Annotated in this window: 22 protein-coding genes and 1 riboswitch; of the genes, 15 read left to right on the forward strand and 7 right to left on the reverse strand. The window is 53.6% G+C overall.

The window, feature by feature from the left end; all coding sequences use genetic code 11:
* Positions 1-7: 7 nt before the first annotated feature.
* The gene (locus ACI48K_RS20300; protein ID WP_475029454.1) at positions 8-640 is read right to left on the reverse strand and encodes a LysE family transporter; all 633 of its coding nucleotides are present in this window, start codon (positions 638-640) and stop codon (positions 8-10) included.
* Between the two features lie 157 nt (positions 641-797).
* Between ACI48K_RS20300 and ACI48K_RS20305 the strand changes: the two genes are divergently transcribed.
* From ACI48K_RS20305 to ACI48K_RS20355, 11 genes are all read left to right on the forward strand, one after another.
* Positions 798-1,055: a YqkE family protein gene (locus ACI48K_RS20305; RefSeq protein ID WP_475029455.1), complete on the forward strand. Its 258-nt coding sequence runs from the start codon at positions 798-800 to the stop codon at positions 1,053-1,055.
* Between the two features lie 81 nt (positions 1,056-1,136).
* A complete protein-coding gene (locus ACI48K_RS20310; RefSeq protein WP_475029456.1) occupies positions 1,137-1,328 on the forward strand; it encodes a helix-turn-helix transcriptional regulator in 192 nt (63 codons plus the stop codon).
* Positions 1,321-1,902 (forward strand): peptide deformylase, encoded by a 582-nt coding sequence (gene def, locus ACI48K_RS20315; RefSeq protein WP_475029457.1) that lies wholly within the window; start codon positions 1,321-1,323, stop codon positions 1,900-1,902. The genes ACI48K_RS20310 and def overlap by 8 nt, the downstream gene beginning before the upstream one ends.
* A gap of 342 nt (positions 1,903-2,244) precedes the next feature.
* Positions 2,245-2,898, forward strand: coding sequence for a deoxyribose-phosphate aldolase (gene deoC / locus ACI48K_RS20320; RefSeq protein WP_475029515.1), 654 nt, complete (start codon positions 2,245-2,247; stop codon positions 2,896-2,898).
* 180 nt (positions 2,899-3,078) lie between these two features.
* The gene (locus tag ACI48K_RS20325) at positions 3,079-3,966 is read left to right on the forward strand and encodes an ABC transporter ATP-binding protein (RefSeq protein WP_475029458.1); all 888 of its coding nucleotides are present in this window, start codon (positions 3,079-3,081) and stop codon (positions 3,964-3,966) included.
* Positions 3,963-6,131 (forward strand): ABC transporter permease, encoded by a 2,169-nt coding sequence (locus ACI48K_RS20330; RefSeq protein WP_475029459.1) that lies wholly within the window; start codon positions 3,963-3,965, stop codon positions 6,129-6,131. The genes ACI48K_RS20325 and ACI48K_RS20330 overlap by 4 nt, the downstream gene beginning before the upstream one ends.
* Positions 6,115-6,840 carry a hypothetical protein gene (locus tag ACI48K_RS20335; protein WP_475029460.1) on the forward strand — a complete coding sequence of 242 codons (726 nt, stop codon included), beginning with the start codon at positions 6,115-6,117 and terminating at the stop codon, positions 6,838-6,840. The genes ACI48K_RS20330 and ACI48K_RS20335 overlap by 17 nt, the downstream gene beginning before the upstream one ends.
* 146 nt (positions 6,841-6,986) lie before the next feature.
* Positions 6,987-7,610: an RNA polymerase sigma factor gene (locus ACI48K_RS20340; RefSeq protein WP_475029461.1), complete on the forward strand. Its 624-nt coding sequence runs from the start codon at positions 6,987-6,989 to the stop codon at positions 7,608-7,610.
* Positions 7,594-8,442: a hypothetical protein gene (locus ACI48K_RS20345; protein WP_475029462.1), complete on the forward strand. Its 849-nt coding sequence runs from the start codon at positions 7,594-7,596 to the stop codon at positions 8,440-8,442. Before ACI48K_RS20340 ends, ACI48K_RS20345 begins: the two co-directional genes overlap by 17 nt.
* Before the next feature lie 3 nt (positions 8,443-8,445).
* Positions 8,446-9,291 (forward strand): ATP-binding cassette domain-containing protein, encoded by an 846-nt coding sequence (locus ACI48K_RS20350; protein ID WP_475029463.1) that lies wholly within the window; start codon positions 8,446-8,448, stop codon positions 9,289-9,291.
* A 151-nt stretch (positions 9,292-9,442) separates the two neighbouring features.
* Positions 9,443-10,735: a homocysteine synthase gene (locus ACI48K_RS20355; protein WP_475029464.1), complete on the forward strand. Its 1,293-nt coding sequence runs from the start codon at positions 9,443-9,445 to the stop codon at positions 10,733-10,735.
* A 94-nt stretch (positions 10,736-10,829) separates the two neighbouring features.
* On the opposite strand, the gene ACI48K_RS20360 is transcribed toward ACI48K_RS20355, so the two are convergent.
* Genes ACI48K_RS20360 through ACI48K_RS20370 form a run of 3 tightly spaced genes read right to left on the reverse strand, consistent with a single transcriptional unit; the run spans position 10,830 to position 12,779 of the window.
* The gene (locus ACI48K_RS20360) at positions 10,830-11,909 is read right to left on the reverse strand and encodes a DUF4097 family beta strand repeat-containing protein (RefSeq protein WP_475029465.1); all 1,080 of its coding nucleotides are present in this window, start codon (positions 11,907-11,909) and stop codon (positions 10,830-10,832) included.
* Positions 11,906-12,460: an HAAS signaling domain-containing protein gene (locus ACI48K_RS20365; RefSeq protein WP_475029466.1), complete on the reverse strand. Its 555-nt coding sequence runs from the start codon at positions 12,458-12,460 to the stop codon at positions 11,906-11,908. Before ACI48K_RS20365 ends, ACI48K_RS20360 begins: the two co-directional genes overlap by 4 nt.
* Positions 12,447-12,779 (reverse strand): PadR family transcriptional regulator, encoded by a 333-nt coding sequence (locus ACI48K_RS20370; protein ID WP_475029467.1) that lies wholly within the window; start codon positions 12,777-12,779, stop codon positions 12,447-12,449. Before ACI48K_RS20370 ends, ACI48K_RS20365 begins: the two co-directional genes overlap by 14 nt.
* 356 nt (positions 12,780-13,135) lie before the next feature.
* Here ACI48K_RS20370 and ACI48K_RS20375 point away from each other — a divergent pair, with 356 nt between their 5' ends.
* The 3 genes from ACI48K_RS20375 (at position 13,136) to ACI48K_RS20385 (ending at position 16,489) form a co-directional block, all read left to right on the forward strand.
* Positions 13,136-15,070, forward strand: a complete 1,935-nt coding sequence (locus ACI48K_RS20375; RefSeq protein ID WP_475029468.1) for a heavy metal translocating P-type ATPase — start codon at positions 13,136-13,138, stop codon at positions 15,068-15,070.
* A gap of 177 nt (positions 15,071-15,247) precedes the next feature.
* Positions 15,248-16,198: a thioredoxin-disulfide reductase gene (trxB, locus tag ACI48K_RS20380; RefSeq protein WP_475029469.1), complete on the forward strand. Its 951-nt coding sequence runs from the start codon at positions 15,248-15,250 to the stop codon at positions 16,196-16,198.
* A 60-nt stretch (positions 16,199-16,258) separates the two neighbouring features.
* On the forward strand, positions 16,259-16,489 hold the full coding sequence (locus ACI48K_RS20385; RefSeq protein WP_475029470.1) for a glutaredoxin family protein: 231 nt from the start codon (positions 16,259-16,261) through the stop codon (positions 16,487-16,489).
* 107 nt (positions 16,490-16,596) lie between these two features.
* On the opposite strand, the gene ACI48K_RS20390 is transcribed toward ACI48K_RS20385, so the two are convergent.
* Positions 16,597-16,794, reverse strand: a complete 198-nt coding sequence (locus ACI48K_RS20390; protein ID WP_475029471.1) for a hypothetical protein — start codon at positions 16,792-16,794, stop codon at positions 16,597-16,599.
* 285 nt (positions 16,795-17,079) lie between these two features.
* Here ACI48K_RS20390 and ACI48K_RS20395 point away from each other — a divergent pair, with 285 nt between their 5' ends.
* Positions 17,080-18,201: a transglutaminase domain-containing protein gene (locus tag ACI48K_RS20395; RefSeq protein WP_475029472.1), complete on the forward strand. Its 1,122-nt coding sequence runs from the start codon at positions 17,080-17,082 to the stop codon at positions 18,199-18,201.
* A gap of 402 nt (positions 18,202-18,603) precedes the next feature.
* Here ACI48K_RS20395 and ACI48K_RS20400 read toward each other — a convergent pair whose 3' ends face one another.
* Positions 18,604-20,073 carry an amino acid permease gene (locus ACI48K_RS20400; protein ID WP_475029473.1) on the reverse strand — a complete coding sequence of 490 codons (1,470 nt, stop codon included), beginning with the start codon at positions 20,071-20,073 and terminating at the stop codon, positions 18,604-18,606.
* Positions 20,074-20,212: 139 nt separating this feature from the next.
* A riboswitch (Lysine riboswitch) is annotated at positions 20,213-20,412 on the reverse strand.
* Between the two features lie 113 nt (positions 20,413-20,525).
* A complete protein-coding gene (locus tag ACI48K_RS20405) occupies positions 20,526-21,659 on the reverse strand; it encodes a virulence factor (RefSeq protein WP_475029474.1) in 1,134 nt (377 codons plus the stop codon).
* Positions 21,660-21,680 lie beyond the last annotated feature (21 nt).

The raw sequence follows: 21,680 nt of genomic DNA on the forward strand, positions 1-21,680 counted from the left end.
GTTCCATTTAGAGGCGGGCCAGCATCAGAACAAAGGCTTCATAACCGAAATACGCCCCAAAGCCGATCAGGGACAGTCCGGAAATGACGGAGATAGCGAAGAGAACGCGGTCCGTCAACAAGCGGCGAAAAACGCTGGCGAAGCCGGCCATCGTGACGTCCCACAAAACCAAACCGACGATGATCGCCGCGCTGTTTATGATGAGCTGCGTAGTGTCCGTATTTTCTGCGGCCTGGGCCAATACCGATCCGTAAATCCCGAGCCAGAATAGAATGGAGAGCGGATTGGACACGGACATCACAAATCCCGTTCCGAACGATTTCAGCAGGGGCTCGCTGCCTCTTATTTCGTTCAGCCGTATTTTTCCCGCCTGCCTCAGGCTGTCGATTCCGCTGTAAACAAGGACGTAGCAGCCGAACATCCACAGCAGCGTTTTCATAAAGGGAGTGTTCAGAAAATGGACAACGCCGAAATAAACCAACAGCATGTACAAAATATCGGCCATCAAAGCGCCAAGCCCGACCAGCCAGGCATGCATGAACCCGCCTCGGATGCCTTTATCGAGTTGGGCCGCATTCACAGGGCCGATTGGGGCGGACAAAGACAAGCCCAGAATGATGTAGGTTAAAAAACCGTTCATGCGTAACACCTCAAGATTCCAATTTTTAACTGCCGCTTGTACATCTTATTCCGGTCTATTGGCTTGTACGACTGGAGGAGCGTAAATTGACAACTTTTTTCGGACTGTGATACTTTAGGATCGAGCGCAGCAGGCATAAATATTGAGGTGAACGAACATGGCGAAGAAGAAAACGAACAACGCCCCGAAGGGCGCTTCATCGGATAAACCGGCTACACTTAAAGATCTGCTCGGTGAAGCCACCTTGGCCAAGCTAAAAGAGCAAGCGAATGAACTGAAGAAGGAAGAGGAGCAGCGCCGGGAGCAAGAACGGACGAAAGTGGAGGAAGCTCGCCGCGCGGAGAAGAAGAGACTGGAGAACGACTTCGAGCATTTGCTGAACACAAGCGAGATGGACTGGCATAAATATAAATGAAATCGGTTCTCATTTTGACAGCGGATCAAGACCGTGGTACGATCTGAGAAGTCCAAAACTTTAGACATTTTGGTGATGCCCGTGAAAAATAAGATCCGTCAAATCCGCAAAAAGCTGGGCTTCACCCAGCTCAAGCTGGCTCAGGAATGCGGCGTGGCCAGACAAACGATCAACTGTGTGGAGAACGACAAATACGATCCGACGCTGGAGCTGGCTTTTAAATTGGCGCAAATATTGCATACGAAGGTGGATGAACTTTTTATTTATGAGTAAATTCAACAGCAATTACATCATTATGATGGACGATATCGTTCGGGAGGGAGAGCCGATTCTTCGCGTGGTCACGGAGCCGGTGAGCACGCCTCCCAGTGAAGAGGATCGCGAAGAGATGGCGTCGATGCTGCAGTTTCTCAAGTACAGTCAGGACCCTGAGCTTTCCAAGAGATACAAGCTGCGGGCCGGCATCGGCTTGTCCGCCAACCAGATTGGCTTGAACAAGCGGATGTTCGCCGCTCTTTTGTCCGACGATGAGGGGCAGACTCGCGAGGTCGCCATGTACAACCCCAAAATCATCAGTCACTCGACCACGATGATTTACCTGCCGGAAAGCGAAGGCTGCTTGTCAGTGGACCGGCCGATTCAAGGCTTCGTTCCGCGATATGAGAAAGTGCAGATCAGATGCTATAGCGAAGACGGCAAAGAGCTTAAATTACGCTTCAAAGGCTTCGACGCGATCGTCATGCAGCATGAGATCGACCATCTGAACGGCATTATGTTTTACGATCATATCAATAAGGAGAATCCGTTCAAGCTGCCGGGCGGTGTGCAAATCACCAGCTTGTATTAGGCAGAATGTATTTTCGGCGACGGAGGCAGCCGTGTGAAACGTTTTCTACGATCGCTGTTGTTCCCGGATTTCTTTGATTTTATAAATTCAGATATAAGTAGAAGTCCGATCACAAAGTGCGACCATTACCGTTTCTTCAAAAACATTTCACACTCTTGCTCACACCGAATATCCAAGTATGCCCAATTGCTTTGCAAAAGCGCACAGCCTTGGGTATGATTACAGAAGAGGCCCGGAAGACAAGCGTCGATGGCATTTCGCATGGCTGCAATCAGCGCCGATTCACGGGTGCTTTCCACAGATGAACGGAGGAACATCCACGTGTCAAATACGATAATTCGCATGATCGATCATACGCTTCTGAAGCCGGAAGCCGGCAAGGAAGCCATACTTAAACTGACTGAAGAGGCCAAACAGTACCGCTTTGCTTCGGTCTGCGTCAACCCGGTATGGGTGAAAACCGCGGCCGAAGCCTTGAAAGATACGCCGGAAGTCAAAGTTTGCACCGTTATCGGGTTCCCGCTGGGAGCTTCGGTATCGGAAGTTAAAGCTTTTGAAGCGGACCAGGCGATCCGCGAGGGCGCCGGGGAAGTAGACATGGTCATCAACATCGGCGCGTTGAAGGATGGCAATGACGAGCTGGTTGAACGCGACATCGCTGCCGTCGTTAAAGCGGCTTCGGGGAAAGCCCTGGTGAAAGTCATTTTGGAAACCTGCCTGCTGACCGAAGATGAAATTGTTCGCGCAAGCCGTCTTTCGGTATCGGCCGGCGCCGATTTTGTCAAGACGTCGACGGGCTTCTCCACGGGCGGAGCGACGGTGGAAGCCGTAGCCTTGATGTCGAAGACCGTTGGCCCGAACGTGGGCGTGAAAGCTTCAGGGGGCGTGCGCTCGCTGGCTGATGCCCAGGCCATGATCGAAGCCGGCGCAACGCGCCTCGGCACGAGCGCCGGAGTAGCGATTGCGCAGGGACTGAGCGCCAAGAGCGACTATTGATTCGTCATCTATCCGTGAGGCGGAACGCCGTCAAATAAGCGAACCAAGAGCGTCATTCCAGGGAACACTTGGGAATGGCGCTCTTTTTGCATGAAATTCAAACTTTTTTACCGCCCATTCCGTTACAGGTACAGATGCTTACCGCGGAGCAATTCAAATCGACAAGGAATGAGGAATCTTATGATTCAAATCAATCACTTATCCAAAAGATACCGTCGTGGCGGTTTGGCGCTGAACGATGTGAATTTAACGCTGCAGGAAGGCATGGTCGGATTGCTCGGACCTAATGGGGCCGGCAAATCCTCCCTGATGCGCATCCTGGCTACGCTCACCGCCCCGACGGAGGGAGAAGCTTTTATTTATAACGTTTCTCTGCGAAGCCCTGAGGATATCCGCGCCATGATCGGGTATCTGCCGCAGCAGTTTCAGGTTTATCCGCAGATGACCGGAGCCGAGTATCTCGACTATGTCGGCGTAATGAAGGGACTAAACGACAAGAAGCAGCGTAAAGCGGAGATCCGCCGGATTGTCGAAGAGGTGAATCTTCAGGACAAAGCGGGGAAAAGGATCCAGACGTATTCCGGCGGCATGAAGCGCCGTCTCGGCATCGCCCAAGCGCTGCTGGGCTCACCGCGCGTCCTGATCGTCGACGAGCCGACGGCCGGTCTCGATCCCGAAGAACGCGTCCGCTTTCGCAATCTGCTGACCCGGTTCAGCCTCGGGCGGATTGTTCTGCTCTCCACGCATATCGTAGCCGATATCGAAAGCAACTGCCGGCAAATCGCTGTTTTGGACAAAGGCCGCGTGAAGATGTCCGGAGAACTGGCGGAACTTCAGGAATACGGCAGCGGCAGGGTATGGGAGGCCCGCCTGTCCGAAGCTCAGTTCGCCTCGCTTGACCCGATGTCGGTAGTTTCAACCAAGCGGACCGAAGAAGGCTTGCTGTGCCGGGTGATCGGCACGGAGCCTCCCGCCGGCGCTTCCGGAGCCGAGCTTGTCCGGCCTACGCTGGAAGACGGCTATTTGTCCCTGCTTCGATCGGGGCAAATGGAGGGAATGCGGTCATGATGAAATGGCGCCGCCAGTTTTCTTTTGAATTCGGCATGACTTTCCGCAACCCGTGGCTGATGATTTTGCCGGTACTGTTCGGACTACTGAATATTTGGGGAATCAGCCAATTGGCCCCTAGCGATTTATACAGTGACGCATACTCCAGCCATACGCTCATTAACACCATGACGCTGGGCCTCGTGATGCTTCAGGGCGTTTTATCGATCCGAAGAGACCTTCGGCGTCCTTCCTACGAATGGAGCAGCGCTTTGCCCGTCTCCTACGGAGTGAGACTTTCGGCCAAATATTTGGCCGGATTGATTTACTTTACGATCTTTACTGTGCTGGCAGGAGCGGTATACGCCTGGTTCTCCGCGAAAACCGGAGTGGACTGGTCCGTTACGATGGAATATTCCCGTTATTTCACAGTTACCTATGAAGTGTCCTACATTATAACGCTTGCTCTGGCCATGCTGCTGGCGATATGCATTCCGAATCGGGTTGTTTATTTAATAGGTTTTTGCGCCTGGATGTTCGGAACCTTTTTTCTCGATCTCTTTATATTGGACAAAGCTCATCTGTATTTTTTGCGGACGTTTCATCTTAGCGGGCTCCTTCTTACCGGAAACTTGGATAGCGACTTCTGGGGAATCCATTTAATCAGAGGTGAGCTGCTGTACTCCCGTTTGTTTGTCACGGCGTTTTCCCTGCTGCTGCTTGCCGCCGGATTGATCGTGCTGAACAGCTTGCGGCCGACCAAACGCCGCAGCGTTTCATGGGCGGCCGTTGGGCTCGCATTGCTGTTGGCCTGCGGGGCGTTCGCGCCTTACGGGCTCATCTGGCAGGAGCGTTATGCGGGATATCGCGAGATTTTAAATGACCCGGACCTCGAGAAGGTGCAGGATATCCTGCAGCCCGGGAAGCACAGCGTTTATCGAATTTCGGATTATCGGATCGATCTGCGGCGTCAGCCCGGGGATGTGCTGGACGCCAAAGTTCTTTTGCATATTCCGGCAGGGGAACTGGACGGCAAAACAGAGCTCCCTTTAACGCTTAATCGCGATTTCGACGTAAACAAGCTAAGTGTCAACGGGATTAAAGTTTCGTTCGAGCGCGAGGGGGATCGGCTCGCCGCCAAGCTTCCCGCCCCTGAGGGTGGCCAGCTGGAAGTCAATCTGGAGTATAGCGGAATGATCATGGATTTTGCCAATGATTTTCGCAGCGGCGGCTTTTTCGCCTTCGTCAAAGGCGGAGATGTCTTTTTGCCGGGGTACATTGGCTGGTATCCGCTCCCGGGTTATCAACCGTTATATGTAAAGGACTTTAGCAGCTCTACTCTGCAACCTGGGGGTGCCTTCTCCGGAATCGTCAATCCGCCGGCCGACTTCAATTTGACCGCCTCCGGGTTTGAGCTGCCGCTCTTTGGCAATTTGACGGAAACGGGCCGGCAGGGGGAAGAACAGTCTTTTGAGTCGAAAGCTTCCAATAGCATCAGTTTGTACGGGGGGGAAGCCGTCACGGTAACTCACCCGGCGCTTCCGGTTCGGGTCGAAACGACGCCGTACAATGAAGAAAGAGCCAAGGAACTGCTGAACGCCTGGAGCAAGCTGTATGCCTACTACGCTTCTTGGATCGAAGACTTCCATCCCAAAATCAATCAGGTTATTGATCTGCCGATTAACATTTATGTCCATTCGGAGATCGAGAACCAGACGTATAACTTGCTATGGCATAGCTCGGATAGTCAATATACATCCAAAACCCTGATGAATGCGATGCTGATCGGTTCAAGAACCGGCGATTATTTGATCGACAATACGGAGAAGGATATCCGGCTGCAGTTGAGAGGGCTTTTGTGGTATCTGTATTTCCGCGAGGAGGAGAAAGCTTCCGACAAGGAGCTTCTGGAAGGGACCAAGGGGGATAGTATGCTTCAGGACCTTTACTATTTGCCCCCGCAGACCGACCCGAAAAATTTGAGCGAGCTTATGCTCAAACAGGTATCCTCCGCTCTTGATCAAGGCAAAGACAAACAGATCAAAGAGATTCTGAATTATTTCTACGGTAAGGGACTGGCGGTCGAGAATATCGGACAGGAACGATTGGATCCAAAATACAAAATCCCGTATTCCGAATGGGAGCGGGAATGGGAGAAGGTGATGGGCGATGAGAACCGGAGTTGAGGGGTTCCGCAGGGGAATCGGTATGGAGCTGAAGCTTCATAAGCAGCCGATGACGGCACTCGCGTTTTTCGTTTATTTCTTGTATCTGCTCAGCATCGCTACGGGACATCCCGAACATCCCCGGACCGTATATTATTATTCGGAAATGGGCATGTTCCCGTTAATCATCATTCTTACCTTGCTGCTGTTTCAGCGTGAGATCGGCGGAGGGGGCATGGAAGTAGTTGCAACGTACCCCGTATCGCTGCGGATTCTGGCCGTACGCAAATGGCTGCTGGCCGTCCTGATCTCTCTTCTTTTCGGAATCGGCTGGATGGCCGTGTACCTGTGGAAATTCGGCGTCATCAAGACGGATTGGTATCTGTGGAATGGCGGGGGTCTCGTGAAGCACGCCGAAATCGGGGTGTTTCCGCTGCTGCTGCAGACTCTGCCGGCTTATCTTTTACTTGCTTCGCTAACCATGACCGGGATCGTTTTGTTCCGGAGAATATATGGCGGCCTGGCGCTCGGGTTTTCGGTCTGGATGCTGGACACGGTAAGCAGCGGCAAGCTGCTGTCCGGATGGACGTTGTATTCAGCCTATTTGCCGAAGTGGGCTTCGTTCCCGGTGAATCGTCTCGTTTTGCTGCTAGGCGCTTTTCTGTTGCTGCCCTTTTCGGTTTGGCTGATCGGCAGGAGGGAACGCTGGGTCTCTGTGGAAGAAGAGTAGTGCTGCGTTAGGTTGTTTTAAGTTCAAAGGAAAAATGTTAAGGCAAAAGTACGAAATGTTCTGGCAGGAGCAGCAGCGATCGAAAGAACATTTCACACGGCTGCCTCTACCACTGCAATCTTTACTCATCGGGAAGGAGGGAGAAGATGATTTCCGACCAGCAATTGGCCGAGCGGATGGCCCAAGGGGACCAGGAAGCGTTCGAATTGCTTGTGACGAGGTATCACGGGCCACTGCTCAGCTATGTTACCCTGCAGCTTCGAGACCGATCGAAGGCGGAGGATGTCGTTCAGGAAACCTTCATTCGCCTGATCCGGCATTTGGAAAAGCATGAAGGACTGGACCAGCTTCGCCCGTGGCTCTACAAGGTGGCCCTGAACCTGTGCCGGGATTACTGGCGGAGCGCCACCTTCCGCTCGGAGCAGATCGCCGCGGACGAACTGCCGGATCGGCCCGATCCGTCGCCGCTGGCGGAGGATTTGATCGATCGCCAGGAGACGGTGGAGCAAATCGCCGAATCGATGAACGGGCTGTCCAAAGTCCAGCAGGAAGTCGTGCGCATGCGATTTTTTCATGAGCTGAAGCTTCAGGAAATCGCCGAACTGCTGGAGCTTCCGCTCAGTTCGGTCAAATCCCATCTGTACGGAGGACTGCGCAAGCTGAAGCGGGTTCTCGGCAGAACAGGGGAATTTGCTTCTCCCGCATTTGAGAAAGAACGATTGGAACCACTTGAGGAAAAGGAGGGACGGCTTCATGAACCCATCCATTGATAAAGAGCTTGAACGGCTTGAGCGGGAACTGAGGGAACCTCTTCGGCAGGCGCTTCAGCCGTCCCCGTCTCCTTCGGAGACAGCCGCACTGATCGCGGCGCTTCAGCCGGAGTTCGATGCCCTTAAGGCGAAAGAGCGGTTTACGGCGCTCGATTTCAATCCCCGGGTTGAGGTGCCTTCGCTGCGCAAGCTGCTGTGGAGCCAATTCCGCATCAACCGCAAATCATTGATCCTGTCGGCGACAGCGGTGTTTTTCATGCTGATTCTGCTGGTCGATCCGGTGAATCCCGACAGAACCTATATGATCGGCAACGCTCTTCCGGGCGGTTTGTTCCCGATCATTACGCCGCTGATGCTGATCGCATCCATGCTGTACAGCTACCGTTCCTGGGACCCGGGCATGCGCAGCGTCGAGAGCATCACGCCTTATCCGCCGGCGCTTGTGGTTTACTGCCGAATGCTGATGGTGCTTGGGCTCATTGTCATATGGGCCCTGATCGGTTCCGTCGTGGTTGGTATCCGCGTGTCCATGGAGGATAAAATCACGCTGCCGTTTATCCCTTTTATGCTGCAGTGGTTAGGCATTTCGTTGCTGATGGGGGGAGCTGCCATGTACACCCTGTTTCGCAAAGGGATAAAAACGGCCATGTTCTCCGCCTCGGCGATTTACTTGCTCTGGTTCATTTATGAGAACCAGGTCTCGCAAGCCCGCTTTCCCAGTGTTTCCGGAACTATCGTAGACATGATATTGCTGATTGTCGGAGCCGCGCTGCTGTTCCGCTCGTATTTCCGCAGCCGGAATTTGAAAATCGGCGGAACGGGGCGGGAATAGGCCATGATATTGATCGAAAATTTGCGGCAGTCCGTTGGAGGCTTCTCCCTCAAAATCGACCGGATGAGCTTCTACTCGGGACTTACGCTTCTGGTTGGGGCTAACGGAGCGGGAAAAACCACGCTGCTGGAGCTGCTGGCGACGGTACAGATGCCGAGGAAGGGGAGCATTCTTTACCGGCAGCGCTCGGCGCAGGAGGATTTACCGCTGGTGCGCAGCCAAATCGGCTATGCTCCTTCGGAGATCGAATTGTATGAAGAGATGACGCCGCGAAGGATGCTTGTCTATTTAGCCGAGCTGAAAGGCGTTTACGATATGGAGCGCGTAGAGGGACTGCTGCATGATTTCCGTTTGGAGGAATTTAAAAACACGCGGATCAAGCATTTGTCGCTGGGAGTGAGGAGGCGGGTCGTGATCGCTCAAACGCTTCTGGCGGCGCCGGGTTTTCTGTTTCTCGACGAGCCGTTAAACGCCATGGATTCCGGGGAGCGGAAGCTGGCCATTTCCTATTTGTCCCGATATGCCGTGGGACGGACGGTCGTTGCCGCGGTTCATGAATTAAACGAATGGGAAGCGGGGGCGGATCATATGTTATGGCTCGATAAGGGTAAGGTCCGTTTTGACGGGGACAGAACGGAGTGGCTCTCGGATCTGCCGTATCAAGTATGGGAAGGCATCGTGACCATGGACGAATTCCTCCGGCTGCCGGATCGGGGGATGATCGTTTTTCGCGAGACCGGGGAGGGGATGTATGTCAAACTAGTGGGGGAAACTCCACCTTTTCCCGGTTTGAAAGCGGCGGAGCCCAATCTGGAGGATGCCTATTTTATACGAAAATACATGGATTAAACCGGCATTACAAATTTTACCCGATAATTCACATAAAAATTATCGGGTTTTCTATTTCCAAATGACCGGTTATGTGAGAGAATAGGAAAAACAAACCATGAAGGCTGATGTTTGCCCATTTTATTACATGTATTGAAGGAGGAATTTATCCATGTCCGAAGAACGCCAATACGCCCCGGAGACCCTAGCGGTTCATGCCGGTCAGGAGATTGATCCGACTACCTTTTCCCGGGCGGTCCCGCTGTACCAAACGACTTCCTACGGTTTCCGCGATACCGAGCACGCCGCCAATCTGTTTGGCCTGAAGGAATTCGGCAATATTTACACCCGTATCATGAATCCGACAACTGACGTATTCGAGAAGCGCGTTGCGGCGCTTGAGGGAGGCGTTGGCGCGCTGGCGACGGCGTCCGGTCAGGCAGCGATAACCTTCTCCATTTTGAATATCGCCGGAGCGGGAGATGAAATCGTATCCTCCAGCACGCTTTACGGCGGGACTTATAACTTGTTTGCAACGACATTGCCGAAGCTTGGCATTAACGTGAAGTTTGTGGATGCTTCGAATCCGGAGCATTTCCGCTCCGCGATCACGGACAAGACCAAAGCGCTGTATGCGGAAACGCTCGGCAATCCGAAAGGCGATGTCCTCGACATTGAAGCCGTCGCCGCCATTGCGCATGAGCACGGAATCCCGCTGATCGTCGACAACACATTCCCGAGTCCGTATTTGCTGCGTCCGATCGACTATGGAGCGGATATCGTCGTGCATTCGGCCACGAAGTTCATCGGCGGCCACGGGACTTCCATCGGCGGCATTATCGTCGATGGCGGCAAATTCGACTGGACGGCGAACGACAAGTTCCACGGCCTGACCCAGCCGGATCCCAGCTACCACGACGTAGTATACACGCAAGCGGTTGGACCGCTGGCTTATATCATCAAAGCGCGGGTTCAACTGCAGCGCGATCTGGGCGCGTCGCTGTCGCCGTTCAACGCATGGCTGCTGCTGCAAGGGCTTGAGACGCTCCATTTACGGGTCGAGCGCCACAGCCAAAACGCCCTTAAGGTCGCTCAGTACCTGGAGGATCACGACAAGGTCGAATGGGTAAGCTACGCCGGCCTGCCAAGCCACGAGTCTTACGATCTCGCGAAAAAATATTTGCCAAAGGGTCAAGGCGCCATTTTGACCTTCGGCATTAAAGGCGGAGTGGAAGCGGGCCGCAAGCTGATCGAAAACGTCAAGCTGTTCTCGCATTTAGCCAATGTCGGCGATTCCAAGTCGCTGATCATTCATCCGGCCAGCACGACGCACTTGCAACTGAGCGAGGAAGAACAGCTTGCGGCAGGGGTCAATCCGGAACTGATCCGCTTGTCCGTCGGAACTGAGGCAATCGAGGACATTATTTACGACCTGGAGCAGGCCATCGCCGCCAGCCAGGCATAACCGGAACCAACAACTCGAAAACCGGAAATCGTGCAAAAAAACAAAGCCGCTATTCTTTAGTTCCCCATTCGGGAACCAAGAATAGCGGCTTTGTTTATTCCATGCTGAAATTGCCCGTCGTAGTGCTTACTTTAATTTGGTATTTGCCTGTTCCTACCTTGCCTACAATCTCTTTGTCCGTTTGCTTGTCTAATTCTATGCCAGGAAGCTCAACGTTTCCTTTGCCCAGTTCGGTATTGAATCCAAGAGTTAACGGTTGAGACTTCTTCAACAGAAGCGAAATATTGCCGGTTGTGGATTCGGTGATCAAGTCGCCGGCGAGCCCGGTTTCCTGCTGATCGAGATCGATGTTTCCGGTGGTGGTGCGGAGCGCGATTTCGCCTTGAAGCCCGCCGGCATCAATATGTCCGGTATCGCAGCGCAAGCTGATTTTCTTCGCCTCGGCCCCGCTTAGATCAATGTTCCCGCTGGCGCTGGTCAGCTCCAGGCTGCTCTTGGTGCGAAGCCCGGCGGCAGTAATGTTGCCGGTTGCGGTTTCGGCCGACAACTTCTCAAAGACGGCGCTGGGAATTTGGACGGTCAGCGTCGCATCGACATGAAGATTGCTCATGTTGTTCAGCTTGCGTTCCGCCTTGATGTATAGGGTATCGCCCTGGATGTCGAGCAGGGGAGACAGAGCCTTATCGGTAACATAGCTGCTGATTTTCCCTTCCAGCTTGGCGGAGATTTTGCCGGAATCGGGCGCCGGAACCAGCTTCACGTTCGACACTGCGGTTTGAATGACGATGTTTGTGACCCCGACCACGCTTTCGCTGCCGGAAATATTAATCTCCCGCATGCTGCCGTCATCCGCCTGAATTCCGTTGTTTGTACTGCCGGTGCTTGTTCCGCCTGACGCCACGGCGTCGGACACGATTCCGGACACATCGTCCATAATTCCGTCAACCAAAGCGGTGGTGCTGTCGGTTACATCCTTTTGGTAGTCCCGGATGGCTTCATCTAAATCTTTTCCGGACTCTCCGGGTTTATCCTTTTGGATTGAGATATCCTCCGGATTATCCTTATCCTGAAAAATCCCCAGCGCTTCCAGCGTATCGGTCTTCGGAACCGTCACGGCGGTGCCGATCAAGCCGACGACAAGCAGTGCCGCGGCGAAATATACAAGTTTTTTCATACGGCCGCTCTCCCTTGCAATCCGGATTTATGTTTCACCAAGCTTAGAATCAGGGCATAGAAATGCTCCGAAAGTCCCTTTAGGCTCACGCCAAGCAAAATTCCCAAACTGAATAACGTCATGGTCGCGAACAGATAGAAAAAGAACTGCTCGAAGCCCTGCTGAACCAGATTTACGACGATAAGCACGGGGCTCAGTATCATGGCCACGGAAACGATACTTAGCGAGGCCATGAGAAGAAGCAGCAGAAACACGGGCACAGCAACCAGCAAAATATTGACGAAGTCCATCCGGGCTACTTTCAAAACCGCGCGCATGACATTGGAGAAGCTTTTTCGATTTTCGGCTGCGGAGATGCTGTAATCCAGCAACAGATCTTTGGCAAGCAGGGAGGGGGAGCCCAATTTTGTGATAATATCCTCTTCGCTTTTTCCGGCGAGGTTCCCGGCTTCGAAATGTTCTTCGTAATCGTACAAAATTTCCTTTCTCTCTTCCGCAGGTATGCTTAAAAGCAGGTTTTCCAGGCTTTCCATAAATTCAGTTCTCCCCATCGGTACTCATCCCTTCTGCTATGAAATCGTTGACCGCCCTCGCAAAGGGCATCCACTGCGCGATTAATTCATCGAGCTGACGCCTGCCGGATTCCGTGATCGAGTAATACTTGCGCGCCGGGCCTTCCGAAGAATCGGACAGATAGCAGGTCAAATATTTATCTTTCGTGAGTCTCCTCAGAATCGGATACAGCGTTCCTTCCGCCAGTTCGATCTTTTCGGTTATTTTCTGGGCAAGCTCGTATCCGTACTGGTCTTTTTTCGCAATGAGCACCAGCACGCACAGCTCCAGAGCGCCTTTTTTCAATTGGACATTCATTCGCATCACCTCGGGTTACGTGGAGATCATTTAATAAAATCCAGGGAATCAATCTCGAATAGATAGTGTTCAGTACTGTATATTGACCACTAGATGAACTCAGTATAATATCCTGTACTGAATAATGCAATATAGTCCTTAATTTTCTGCCAAAATTTGTTTACATTTTTTGAATATTAGTTTAAAATAAAAGTAAAGTTTCTCTAGGTAAACATTCTTGTCCTAATACAAAATTGATTATCGTTCTCATTAACATGCTGCTCCGGGGGCCCCCGGGGCGGCATGTGTCGTTTTCAGGAGGTTAACAATAGTATTCATTCTCAGTAAACTTGTACGAATCCTAAGGAGGAGAAAGTATGGAAGCCGTTTCTAAGCCGATGGCAGCCGTCAAAAAATCAGCAAACCCGGATCCGGGGCCTCGTCGCCGACCGTTTGCGCTGAGTCTGCTTCGCCACCGGGAAATGTTGTTTGCTGTCAGCAGCGGGGTACTTTTATTGGCCGCTTGGGGAATAGGAAGTTTTTCAAATTTGCTGTCCATCTTGTTCTATATCGCCGCATACGGCATCGGGGGATTCCGCCAGGCTCGAGAGGGCTTGATCACGCTGATCAAGGAACGGGACCTCGACGTTAATCTTTTGATGATTGCGGCGGCGCTGGGTGCCGCATCGATCGGATATTGGAACGAGGGCGCTATGCTGATCTTCATTTTTTCATTAAGCGGCGCTCTGGAGTCGTTCGCCAGCGAGCGCAGCCGCAAGGATATTTCCGCGCTGATTGCGCTGAAGCCGGAAACGGCGCTAAGGGTAGATGAGGATGGCGTTAGAACGGTACCGGTGGGTGAGTTGTTGGCGGGGGATTTGATCCTGGTGAAACCGGCGGAAGTCATCCCGGCCGACGGGCTGGTTCAGAGCGGCGTGTCTTCCGTAAACCAGTCGGCGATTACCGGGGAATCGATTCCGGTGGATAAAGCAATGGGCGACGGCGTATACGCGGGCACGTTGAACGGGGAGGGCGCCTTATATATCGAGGTCACCAGCCAGTCCGAAGGGACGCTGTTCGCCAAAATCATCGCGCTTGTGGAGCAGGCGCAAAGCGAAGTACCGCAGACGCAGCGGTTCATCAAAAGGCTTGAAGGAGCATACGCCAAGGGAGTAGTCCTGCTGACCTGCGCTTTTATTCTTCTTCCTCCGCTTCTGCTTGGATGGACTTGGTCTTTTACGTTCTATAAAGCGATGGTTTTTCTGGTGGTCGCTTCGCCTTGCGCGTTGGTTTCTTCAGTGATGCCGGCCATGCTGTCGGCGATGTCGAAAAGCGCCAGAAAAGGAGTGCTCTTCAAGGGAGGAGCCCACATGGACAATTTGGGAAGCGCAAAGGTTGTCGCCTTCGACAAGACCGGGACGCTTACGGCGGGAGCCCCGGTCGTCACGGAACTGTACGTCGCGGAGGGATGCGACCGGCTAGAGGTGTTGGCCGCTTGCGCGGCGGCGGAAAGCCTGTCGGAGCATCCGCTCGCTCTGGCCATCGTTCGGGCCGCCGAAGAGGAGGCGGTCGGCTTGCCGCCGGTGGATCAACTGAAAGCCCTGGCCGGCTGGGGCATTGAAGCCGTGATCGGCGGCGATATCTGGCGGATCGGCAAGGCCAACGAGCATGAGCCGGCGCTTCCGCCGAAGCTTGCGCAGCGCATGCGGGAGCTGATCGATGACGGCAGCACGGTTTCCGTCATCCAATGCAGCGGAAGCTACGTCGGAGTCATCGCGCTGCGCGACATTGTTCGCCCCCGGGCCAAAGCCGCCATCGCGCAGCTGCATAAGCACGGGATATTCGCGGCGATGCTGACGGGCGACCGGAGCGGCACGGCCCGTGCCGTCGCCAAAGAGGCGGGCATCGACCTCGTATTTGGCGATCTTTTGCCCCAGGATAAGGTGAAACACGTCAAAAAGCTGCGGGCGGAGCATGGCTCCACGGTGATGGTCGGCGATGGTGTCAACGACGCACCGGCGCTGGCGGTCGCCACGGTGGGCGTAGCTATGGGGGGCGGCGGAAGCGGTGCTGCACTGGAAGTGGCCGATGTCGTGCTGATGAACGATAACCTGGAACTGGTGGCCGAGACTATCGTTTTAGCCCGCCGGGCCAGAACGATCGTCAAGCAGAACCTGATTTTTGCGGCCGGCGTGATTTTGCTGCTGATTACGAGCAACTTTGTTCAGGGCATCCCGCTTCCGCTAGGCGTTGTGGGCCATGAAGGAAGCACGCTGCTCGTTATTTTGAACGGACTGCGTCTCCTGCGGTAAATCTTTGGAAGTTTTCTTCATCATTCCTTCATTTAAATTTCACACAACCCATCCGGTACGAATATTGACACTCTTACGCCAATTTAACATAATGAATTTAGATGATAGTTATTCTAATTTTTTCGTTTGAGATTCAACTTCTCTATATTCAGCCTACGGTTTAGGAGGATTAAAATTATGTATAAATCTATTATTATCGGAACGGGGCCGGCGGGACTTACGGCGGCAATCTATCTGGCGCGGGCCAATCTGAACCCGCTGATTATCGAAGGGCCGCAGCCCGGCGGGCAATTGACGACAACAACGGAAGTGGAGAACTTTCCGGGGTTCCCGGACGGCATCATGGGACCGGAATTGATGGATAATATGCGCAAGCAAGCAGAGCGTTTCGGCGCGGAATTCCGCACGGGCTGGGTGAACAGCGTGGACCTCAGCAAACGTCCTTTCAAGCTTCAAGTGGAAGGGCTCGGCGAACTGGTTACCGATACGCTGTTGCTCTCTACCGGTGCAACGGCTAAATATTTGGGCATTCCCGGCGAAGAAGTCAACGTGGGCCGCGGCGTAAGCACTTGCGCGACCTGCGACGGATTTTTCTTCCGCGGCAAAGAGATTATTGTGGTCGGCGGCGGAGACTCCGCTTTGGAAGAAGCGGGTTTCTTGACACGGTTCGGTTCAAAGGTGACTTTGGTACACCGCCGCGGCGAGCTTCGCGCTTCGAAAATCATGCAGGACCGCCTGCGCAGCAACGAAAAAGTGGAATGGGCGCTCAACCGCACGCCGCTTGAAGTGGTGGCTACCGAAACCGGCGTTTCCGGACTGAAAGTCCGCAACAACGAAACGGGCGAAGAAGAAATCATCGAAGCCAGCGGTGTGTTCGTTGCAATTGGGCATCATCCGAATACCGGTTTCCTGGACGGACAAATCGATACCGATGCGAACGGCTATATCGTCGTGAAGCCGGGAACGTCCGAGACCAATGTTCCTGGGGTATTCGCTTGCGGCGACGTGCAGGACACCCGTTATCGCCAAGCCATCACCGCTGCAGGCAGCGGATGCATGGCCGCTCTTGATTGCGAGAAATTCATCGAAAACCTGGAGCATGAGGCTTCGGTGGCGGGAGTCAAATAACCGGCTTATCGCAAATGTATTTTTTATCATAACTTTCAAACCAACGAGGAGGAAATGAACATGGAAAAAGCAATCGTATATACAACCACCAACTGCCCTCACTGCCGGCAAGTCAAAAGCTTTTTGAGCGAAAAAGGAGTCGCGTACGAAGAACGCAATATCGAGCAAAACGACGACTACGCCAAAGAGGTTTGGGATATGGGCATGCGTGCCGTCCCGGTAACGCTGATCGGCGAACATCGCATCTTGGGCATGAACAAAACCCAGTTTGACAAGGCGCTTGCGGAATAAGGTTTTAATCTGCGGCTCACTTAAATCCACGAGAAAAACAAAATAAATAGACCCTTACCGGGTCTTTGGGTGAAGAGAGTGGGTGAGAGATTCCGCTCTCTTTTTCTTCAACTAATTAAACCTGCGACAAGCTGGAAGACGAAATACCCTGCGATTCCGCCGCCGATCAGCGAAAATCCGGCTTTCTTCCGGCCTTGAAACAGGCGCAGAGCCCCGAGACTGACCAGCGGGGCGATCAGAAGCAGAAAGAACATGACGGTTACAAACAGTTGGACAGAAATATCCGAAATATTCACGTAGGTCATCCGAGGTTCTCCATTCCCATTAAAATAATTGATGCAATGACTTAAATCACATATTACGTTTTTTATTATACTTAATAGAAAATCCGTTTTGTAGGAGAAGTATGGAAATTTTAAGTCATTTTTACGTCTTTTTTAAGAACAAAAGTCCTTTTGATCCATCGACAAAATTAGAAGTTAATTGCGCAAGGCTTGTGTTACAATGGCGGTGAGACTTACTTAATTAAGAATTGAGGGAACAGTTTAGGTGGGTGAAGGCAGCAGGACCTGAAGGGGGAGGGAATACTTTTGCGGCATTATTTTCCTAAAAGATGGCTGGTTGTAGGCATAGCCGGCGCCATGCTGCTGAGCGGCGAGGCGTCGGAATGGGGAACCGTCCCCGTGTACGCCGCCGCGAGTGCGGAAGCGACGACATCCCAGGAAGTTCAGTCCATGCTAATGAAAGGGCTGGCGGCTCGCCAAACCTCCATCGACGTGAGTTATAAAGGCTCGACCAAAAATCTGAAGGCCATACTGAAGCAGGTGGTGGCCGAAGCGCTTGAAACCGACCCTTACACCAAATATATCGTGGACCGCTACGAATACACCTGGCGGGGAACGTCGGGTTACGCCAAAATCAATCTGCAGGTGAAGTATCGGGAAACCGCTGCGCAAACCGCGTATGTCAATCAAAGGGTAGCCGCGATTCTCCAAGGGCTGGTGAAGCCCGGGATGGACGGTCATCAGAAAATCAAAGCGATTCATGATTACGTCGTCCTGAATTTGAAATACGATACCGATCTGCAAAGATATACCGCTTACGAAGGGTTGAGTACCGGCGAAGCCGTCTGCCAAGGGTATGCTCTGCTGACCTATAAGCTGCTGAAGGGAGCGGGGCTGCAAAATCTCATCGTGGAAGGAACGGCCGGAGGCCAGGCGCATGCCTGGAACCTGGTTAACCTCGATGGCCGCTGGTACCATCTCGACACGACCTGGGACGATCCGGTGCCGGATGTAGCGGGGCAGGTCCAATATACTTACTATCTGCGAACCGACGAGCAAATGAGGAAGGACCACCGGTGGGTCGCAAGCGATTATCCCAAAACCACGACGGCCTATCTGACTTCACTGCAAACCTTGATCAGCCGAGGCGGAACGAAAACGAACGCATACCTCAACCTGAAAAAGCAGTTGGGCTATGATTTATTCGACGCCGGCGCGGCGGTTAAGGATGCCAAAGGACTGACCGACAAGGTCAAGAAAGGGATGGCATCGAAGGAATCCTCCGTTGTTGTGCGTTATTCCGGTTCGGAGCAGCAACTGCTGGAAGACTTGAGCAAGCTATACGATCTGAACATCCGGAACATCCGTTACCTGACCGAACCGCTGGAAGGCACGGAGGACTTGCGGGTAGAGATTTATTGGGAGTAGATTTTGAAATGAAAAACTCCTGGAGCGGAGCCTTCATACCGAAAGCGATGTTGACAAGAGCCTGCAACCTGCAGCGAGCATCAACGTTTTAACGAATCGTAATGCCGTTATTTCAACGAAATTTGGCGTTTGAGAAATGTAACGAACCCTACAGCCCTTATTTGACCTTAAAACGAGCCTTTGGGGCTTTTTTGGGACGAATAAAGCTTCCTGGGTCCGTTAGAACATGAAACTTCCATCTTTAGAGGCAAATAAGAGTTTTACGGTTCGTTAGCCGGATAAAGACGCGCTTCCTCGCGGACCGGGGCTTATAGCAAATAAACGGGATTATCTCCAGGATCAAATACACGATCCTGTGGATAATCCCGTTTTTAGGTGGACAACCTGGAAGCAATTATCGCCTTATTTCTTGTTTGCAGGATGAACCTCAAAATCGCATTCCTTCAGCGGAATCATTTTAATACCTTTGCTCCATTTGAAGCCGAGCCAGAGGACCAGGAACAACGGCAAGCTGATGTAGGAAACGACAACGCCGTACCAGTCGACCGATTCGCCCGTAAACGCGGACAGATTTTGTCCGAGAATGACGATAGAGCAGAGTACGAAGGCGAAAATCGGTCCGAACGGAAACCAGCGGGCTTTATACGGCAGATCGTTTAGATCCCGGCCCTGGGCGACATATGCCCGGCGGAAACGGTAATGGCTGACGGCGATGCCAAGCCAGGTGATAAAGCCGCACATGCCGGAAGCATTCAGCAGCCAGGTATATACTACGCCGTCGCCGAACAGCGAGGCGAAGAACGCAGTCATGCCGACGAGCGTCGTCAGCAGCAGGGCGTTCGTCGGCAAGCCGCGGCGGCTGAGGCGGCCGAGGAATTTCGGAGCCAGCCCGCGTTTGGCCAACGAGTACAGGATCCGGGAGGAGGCGTACATCCCGGAGTTCCCGGCCGACAGCACGGAGGTCAGGATGACGGCGTTCATCACGGAAGCGGCGATGGCCAGTCCGGCTTTCTCGAACACGATCGTGAATGGGCTGACGCCGATGGCGTCGACGCCGCTCTTGAGCAGGTCCGGGTTCGTGTAAGGGATCAGCAGGCCGATGACAAGCATCGCTAAAATATAAAAAATCAGAATGCGCCAGAAAACCTGGCGGATGGCACGCGGTACATGCTCCCTCGGATTATGGCTTTCGCCGGCGGCGACGCCGACCATTTCCGTACCTTGGAACGAGAAGCCCGCGGCCATAAACACGCCGAGGAACGTGAAGAATCCGCCGTTAAAGGGAGCGTTGCCGACCGTAAAGTTGGAGAAGCCTACGGCTTTGCCGCCCATAATGCCGAAGATCATCAAGACGCCGACGACCAGGAAAACGATGACAACGGCAATTTTGATCATGGCGAACCAGTATTCCGATTCCCCGTATCCTTTGACGGACAAGATGTTCAGACCGAGAATCAGGGCAAGGAACAGCACGCTCCACAGCAGCGAGGAACTGTTCGGGAACCAGTATTTGATGATCAACGTGGCGGCGGACAGCTCGGCAGCGATCGTGATGGCCCAGTTGTACCAATAGTTCCAGCCCATAGCGAACCCTAGCGACGAATCGACATAGCGGGTGGCATAGGTTTCAAAAGAACCGGGATCCGGCATGTAAGTGGCGAGTTCGCCCAGGCTCGTCATCAAAAAATAAACCATAATGCCAACGGCCGCATAGGCCAAAATAGCGCCGCCCGGCCCCGCGGAGGCGATGGCACCGCCGCTGGCGAGGAACAGCCCGGTTCCGATGGAACCGCCCAGCGCGATCATCGTCATGTGACGCGCTTTTAGCCCCGGTTTCAGGGTGGCGGGCGTCGCGATTTTTTTCTTGCTCATGTGAACTCTACTCCTTCAATACTAATCTTCCCCGAATGAGACTGAGCTAAAGCGGCGGCGGTTAGGCCTCGATTTATGCAAAAAGGCCGCGGAAAGGATTCCGCGGCCATAATATACCGGTTGATCCGCACCATTTCTCCATAAAGATAGCTCAACACGATATCCCCGGGTGACTGGGACAATCGTGACAGTTCTGTTCCTTTCGGAAACAGCCCCAGCATGGCGCCATTGAAGCCGGCGAACGCACACTTCGGCGACTGTGCCTTTTTCCCGGATTCTTCGGCGGCTTCAAACGCCTCCTCCGGAATACTCTTCACAATCGCGACCTCTACCTCACCGTCAAAATGATGAGGCTATTATTTAGTTAACTTTGTCAAACATTTTCATAGTATAGCGCATGATGAATGGCAGGGCAATGTCAAATTATTAACAAAACAAAACGTCTATGGAGCCTAAGCTCTCCGATTGGCCATCTGCTGCCAGACGGTTCCCGCCGCTTGTTCGCCGGATTCGATGCGTTCGACCGCCATTCTGGCCTGCAGGCCAACCTCGAACTCGGGGTCGTCCGCCGCGGCCCGCAGCGCGTCCAGCGCTTCGTCGGTGCCAACCTCGTACAGGAAGCGCGCGGCCCGCCAGCGGACAAGCTTGCTGCTGTCCGTCAGCGCCTGCACCATCGGCCCCGTCGCGGACGGATCGCCGATGTCGGACAGTGTATCGCCGGCGCTTCGGCGTACGGCCGGGGAAGCGTCGCGGAGCGCTTCGTACAGCAGCTCCAGCGCTTCCGGCGTCCGCAGGTCGCCGAGGTACACCACCGCCAGCCGGCGCACGTGCATCTGGCGGTCGCGCAGCGCTTCCGCCAGCAGCGGCAGCGCATCCACGCCCGGCTGCTGCAGGCTTTCCAGCGCGGCGTACCGGACGCGCCAGTCTTCATCCCGCAGCCGCTCCCGGACTTCGTCCAAGCTTAACGCCCGGCGCTGCTCGACGAACTCGGACTCGCTGCGGCCGTGGGCGATCGCCTGTGCGGCGATGGCTTTCAGGCGCTCAGGCGGATAAGCCGCCTCCAGTTCCTGCTCGACCTCGCGGGCGATGTCCGCCAGTTCTCCATAGCGGGCCCCGTAATCGGTCAGCTTGCGCTCTTTGATCAGCGTTGCGCTGGCGACCTCCGTGACCGTGGCTACGAACCGGTCGGACAAGGAGATCCGCTCCTCCCGCGCTCCGGCTTTAACCCGGATTTGCATCGGGATGCCGCGGAAGAACTGCACGAATACCTGGGCCTCTCCGTATCCTGCTGGCTGTTCGCTGCCTTCTTCCCAGGCGGACTCTACGTTCTCCTGTCCGAACTGGCGCTGCACTTCGGACAAAATAGCCGCCCAGTCGGCAGTGCCCTTCCGGTCGAGCGCCAGGAAATCGGCGGTGTGAAAAATGCTTTTCACCCCCTGGATTTGCAGCAGCTGACGAATCCAGGCGGGCGCCGAACGTTCGTTGTCTAACGTATATGTTTTGCGAATCCCCGGTTCCAGACTTTCGTCCAAATGGAGCTTCATGGAGTTCGGACTGGGGGTCGGTTCTATAAAAATAATTTTCATGGAATGTTCACATCTCCTTTC

Source organism: Paenibacillus terrisolis, from assembly GCF_056171975.1.

Excerpts from the sequence above, each read along its gene's own strand:
- ACI48K_RS20300 (WP_475029454.1), bottom strand. The coding sequence starts at position 640 with ATGAACGGTTTTTTAACCTACATCATTCTGGGCTTGTCTTTGTCCGCC.
- ACI48K_RS20305 (WP_475029455.1), top strand. The coding sequence starts at position 798 with ATGGCGAAGAAGAAAACGAACAACGCCCCGAAGGGCGCTTCATCGGAT.
- def (WP_475029457.1), top strand. The coding sequence starts at position 1,321 with ATGAGTAAATTCAACAGCAATTACATCATTATGATGGACGATATCGTT.
- deoC (WP_475029515.1), top strand. The coding sequence starts at position 2,245 with ATGATCGATCATACGCTTCTGAAGCCGGAAGCCGGCAAGGAAGCCATA.
- ACI48K_RS20325 (WP_475029458.1), top strand. The coding sequence starts at position 3,079 with ATGATTCAAATCAATCACTTATCCAAAAGATACCGTCGTGGCGGTTTG.
- ACI48K_RS20330 (WP_475029459.1), top strand. The coding sequence starts at position 3,963 with ATGATGAAATGGCGCCGCCAGTTTTCTTTTGAATTCGGCATGACTTTC.
- ACI48K_RS20335 (WP_475029460.1), top strand. The coding sequence starts at position 6,115 with ATGAGAACCGGAGTTGAGGGGTTCCGCAGGGGAATCGGTATGGAGCTG.
- ACI48K_RS20340 (WP_475029461.1), top strand. The coding sequence starts at position 6,987 with ATGATTTCCGACCAGCAATTGGCCGAGCGGATGGCCCAAGGGGACCAG.
- ACI48K_RS20345 (WP_475029462.1), top strand. The coding sequence starts at position 7,594 with ATGAACCCATCCATTGATAAAGAGCTTGAACGGCTTGAGCGGGAACTG.
- ACI48K_RS20350 (WP_475029463.1), top strand. The coding sequence starts at position 8,446 with ATGATATTGATCGAAAATTTGCGGCAGTCCGTTGGAGGCTTCTCCCTC.
- ACI48K_RS20355 (WP_475029464.1), top strand. The coding sequence starts at position 9,443 with ATGTCCGAAGAACGCCAATACGCCCCGGAGACCCTAGCGGTTCATGCC.
- ACI48K_RS20360 (WP_475029465.1), bottom strand. The coding sequence starts at position 11,909 with ATGAAAAAACTTGTATATTTCGCCGCGGCACTGCTTGTCGTCGGCTTG.
- ACI48K_RS20365 (WP_475029466.1), bottom strand. The coding sequence starts at position 12,460 with ATGGGGAGAACTGAATTTATGGAAAGCCTGGAAAACCTGCTTTTAAGC.
- ACI48K_RS20370 (WP_475029467.1), bottom strand. The coding sequence starts at position 12,779 with ATGAATGTCCAATTGAAAAAAGGCGCTCTGGAGCTGTGCGTGCTGGTG.
- ACI48K_RS20375 (WP_475029468.1), top strand. The coding sequence starts at position 13,136 with ATGGAAGCCGTTTCTAAGCCGATGGCAGCCGTCAAAAAATCAGCAAAC.
- trxB (WP_475029469.1), top strand. The coding sequence starts at position 15,248 with ATGTATAAATCTATTATTATCGGAACGGGGCCGGCGGGACTTACGGCG.
- ACI48K_RS20385 (WP_475029470.1), top strand. The coding sequence starts at position 16,259 with ATGGAAAAAGCAATCGTATATACAACCACCAACTGCCCTCACTGCCGG.
- ACI48K_RS20390 (WP_475029471.1), bottom strand. The coding sequence starts at position 16,794 with ATGACCTACGTGAATATTTCGGATATTTCTGTCCAACTGTTTGTAACC.
- ACI48K_RS20400 (WP_475029473.1), bottom strand. The coding sequence starts at position 20,073 with ATGAGCAAGAAAAAAATCGCGACGCCCGCCACCCTGAAACCGGGGCTA.
- ACI48K_RS20405 (WP_475029474.1), bottom strand. The coding sequence starts at position 21,659 with ATGAAAATTATTTTTATAGAACCGACCCCCAGTCCGAACTCCATGAAG.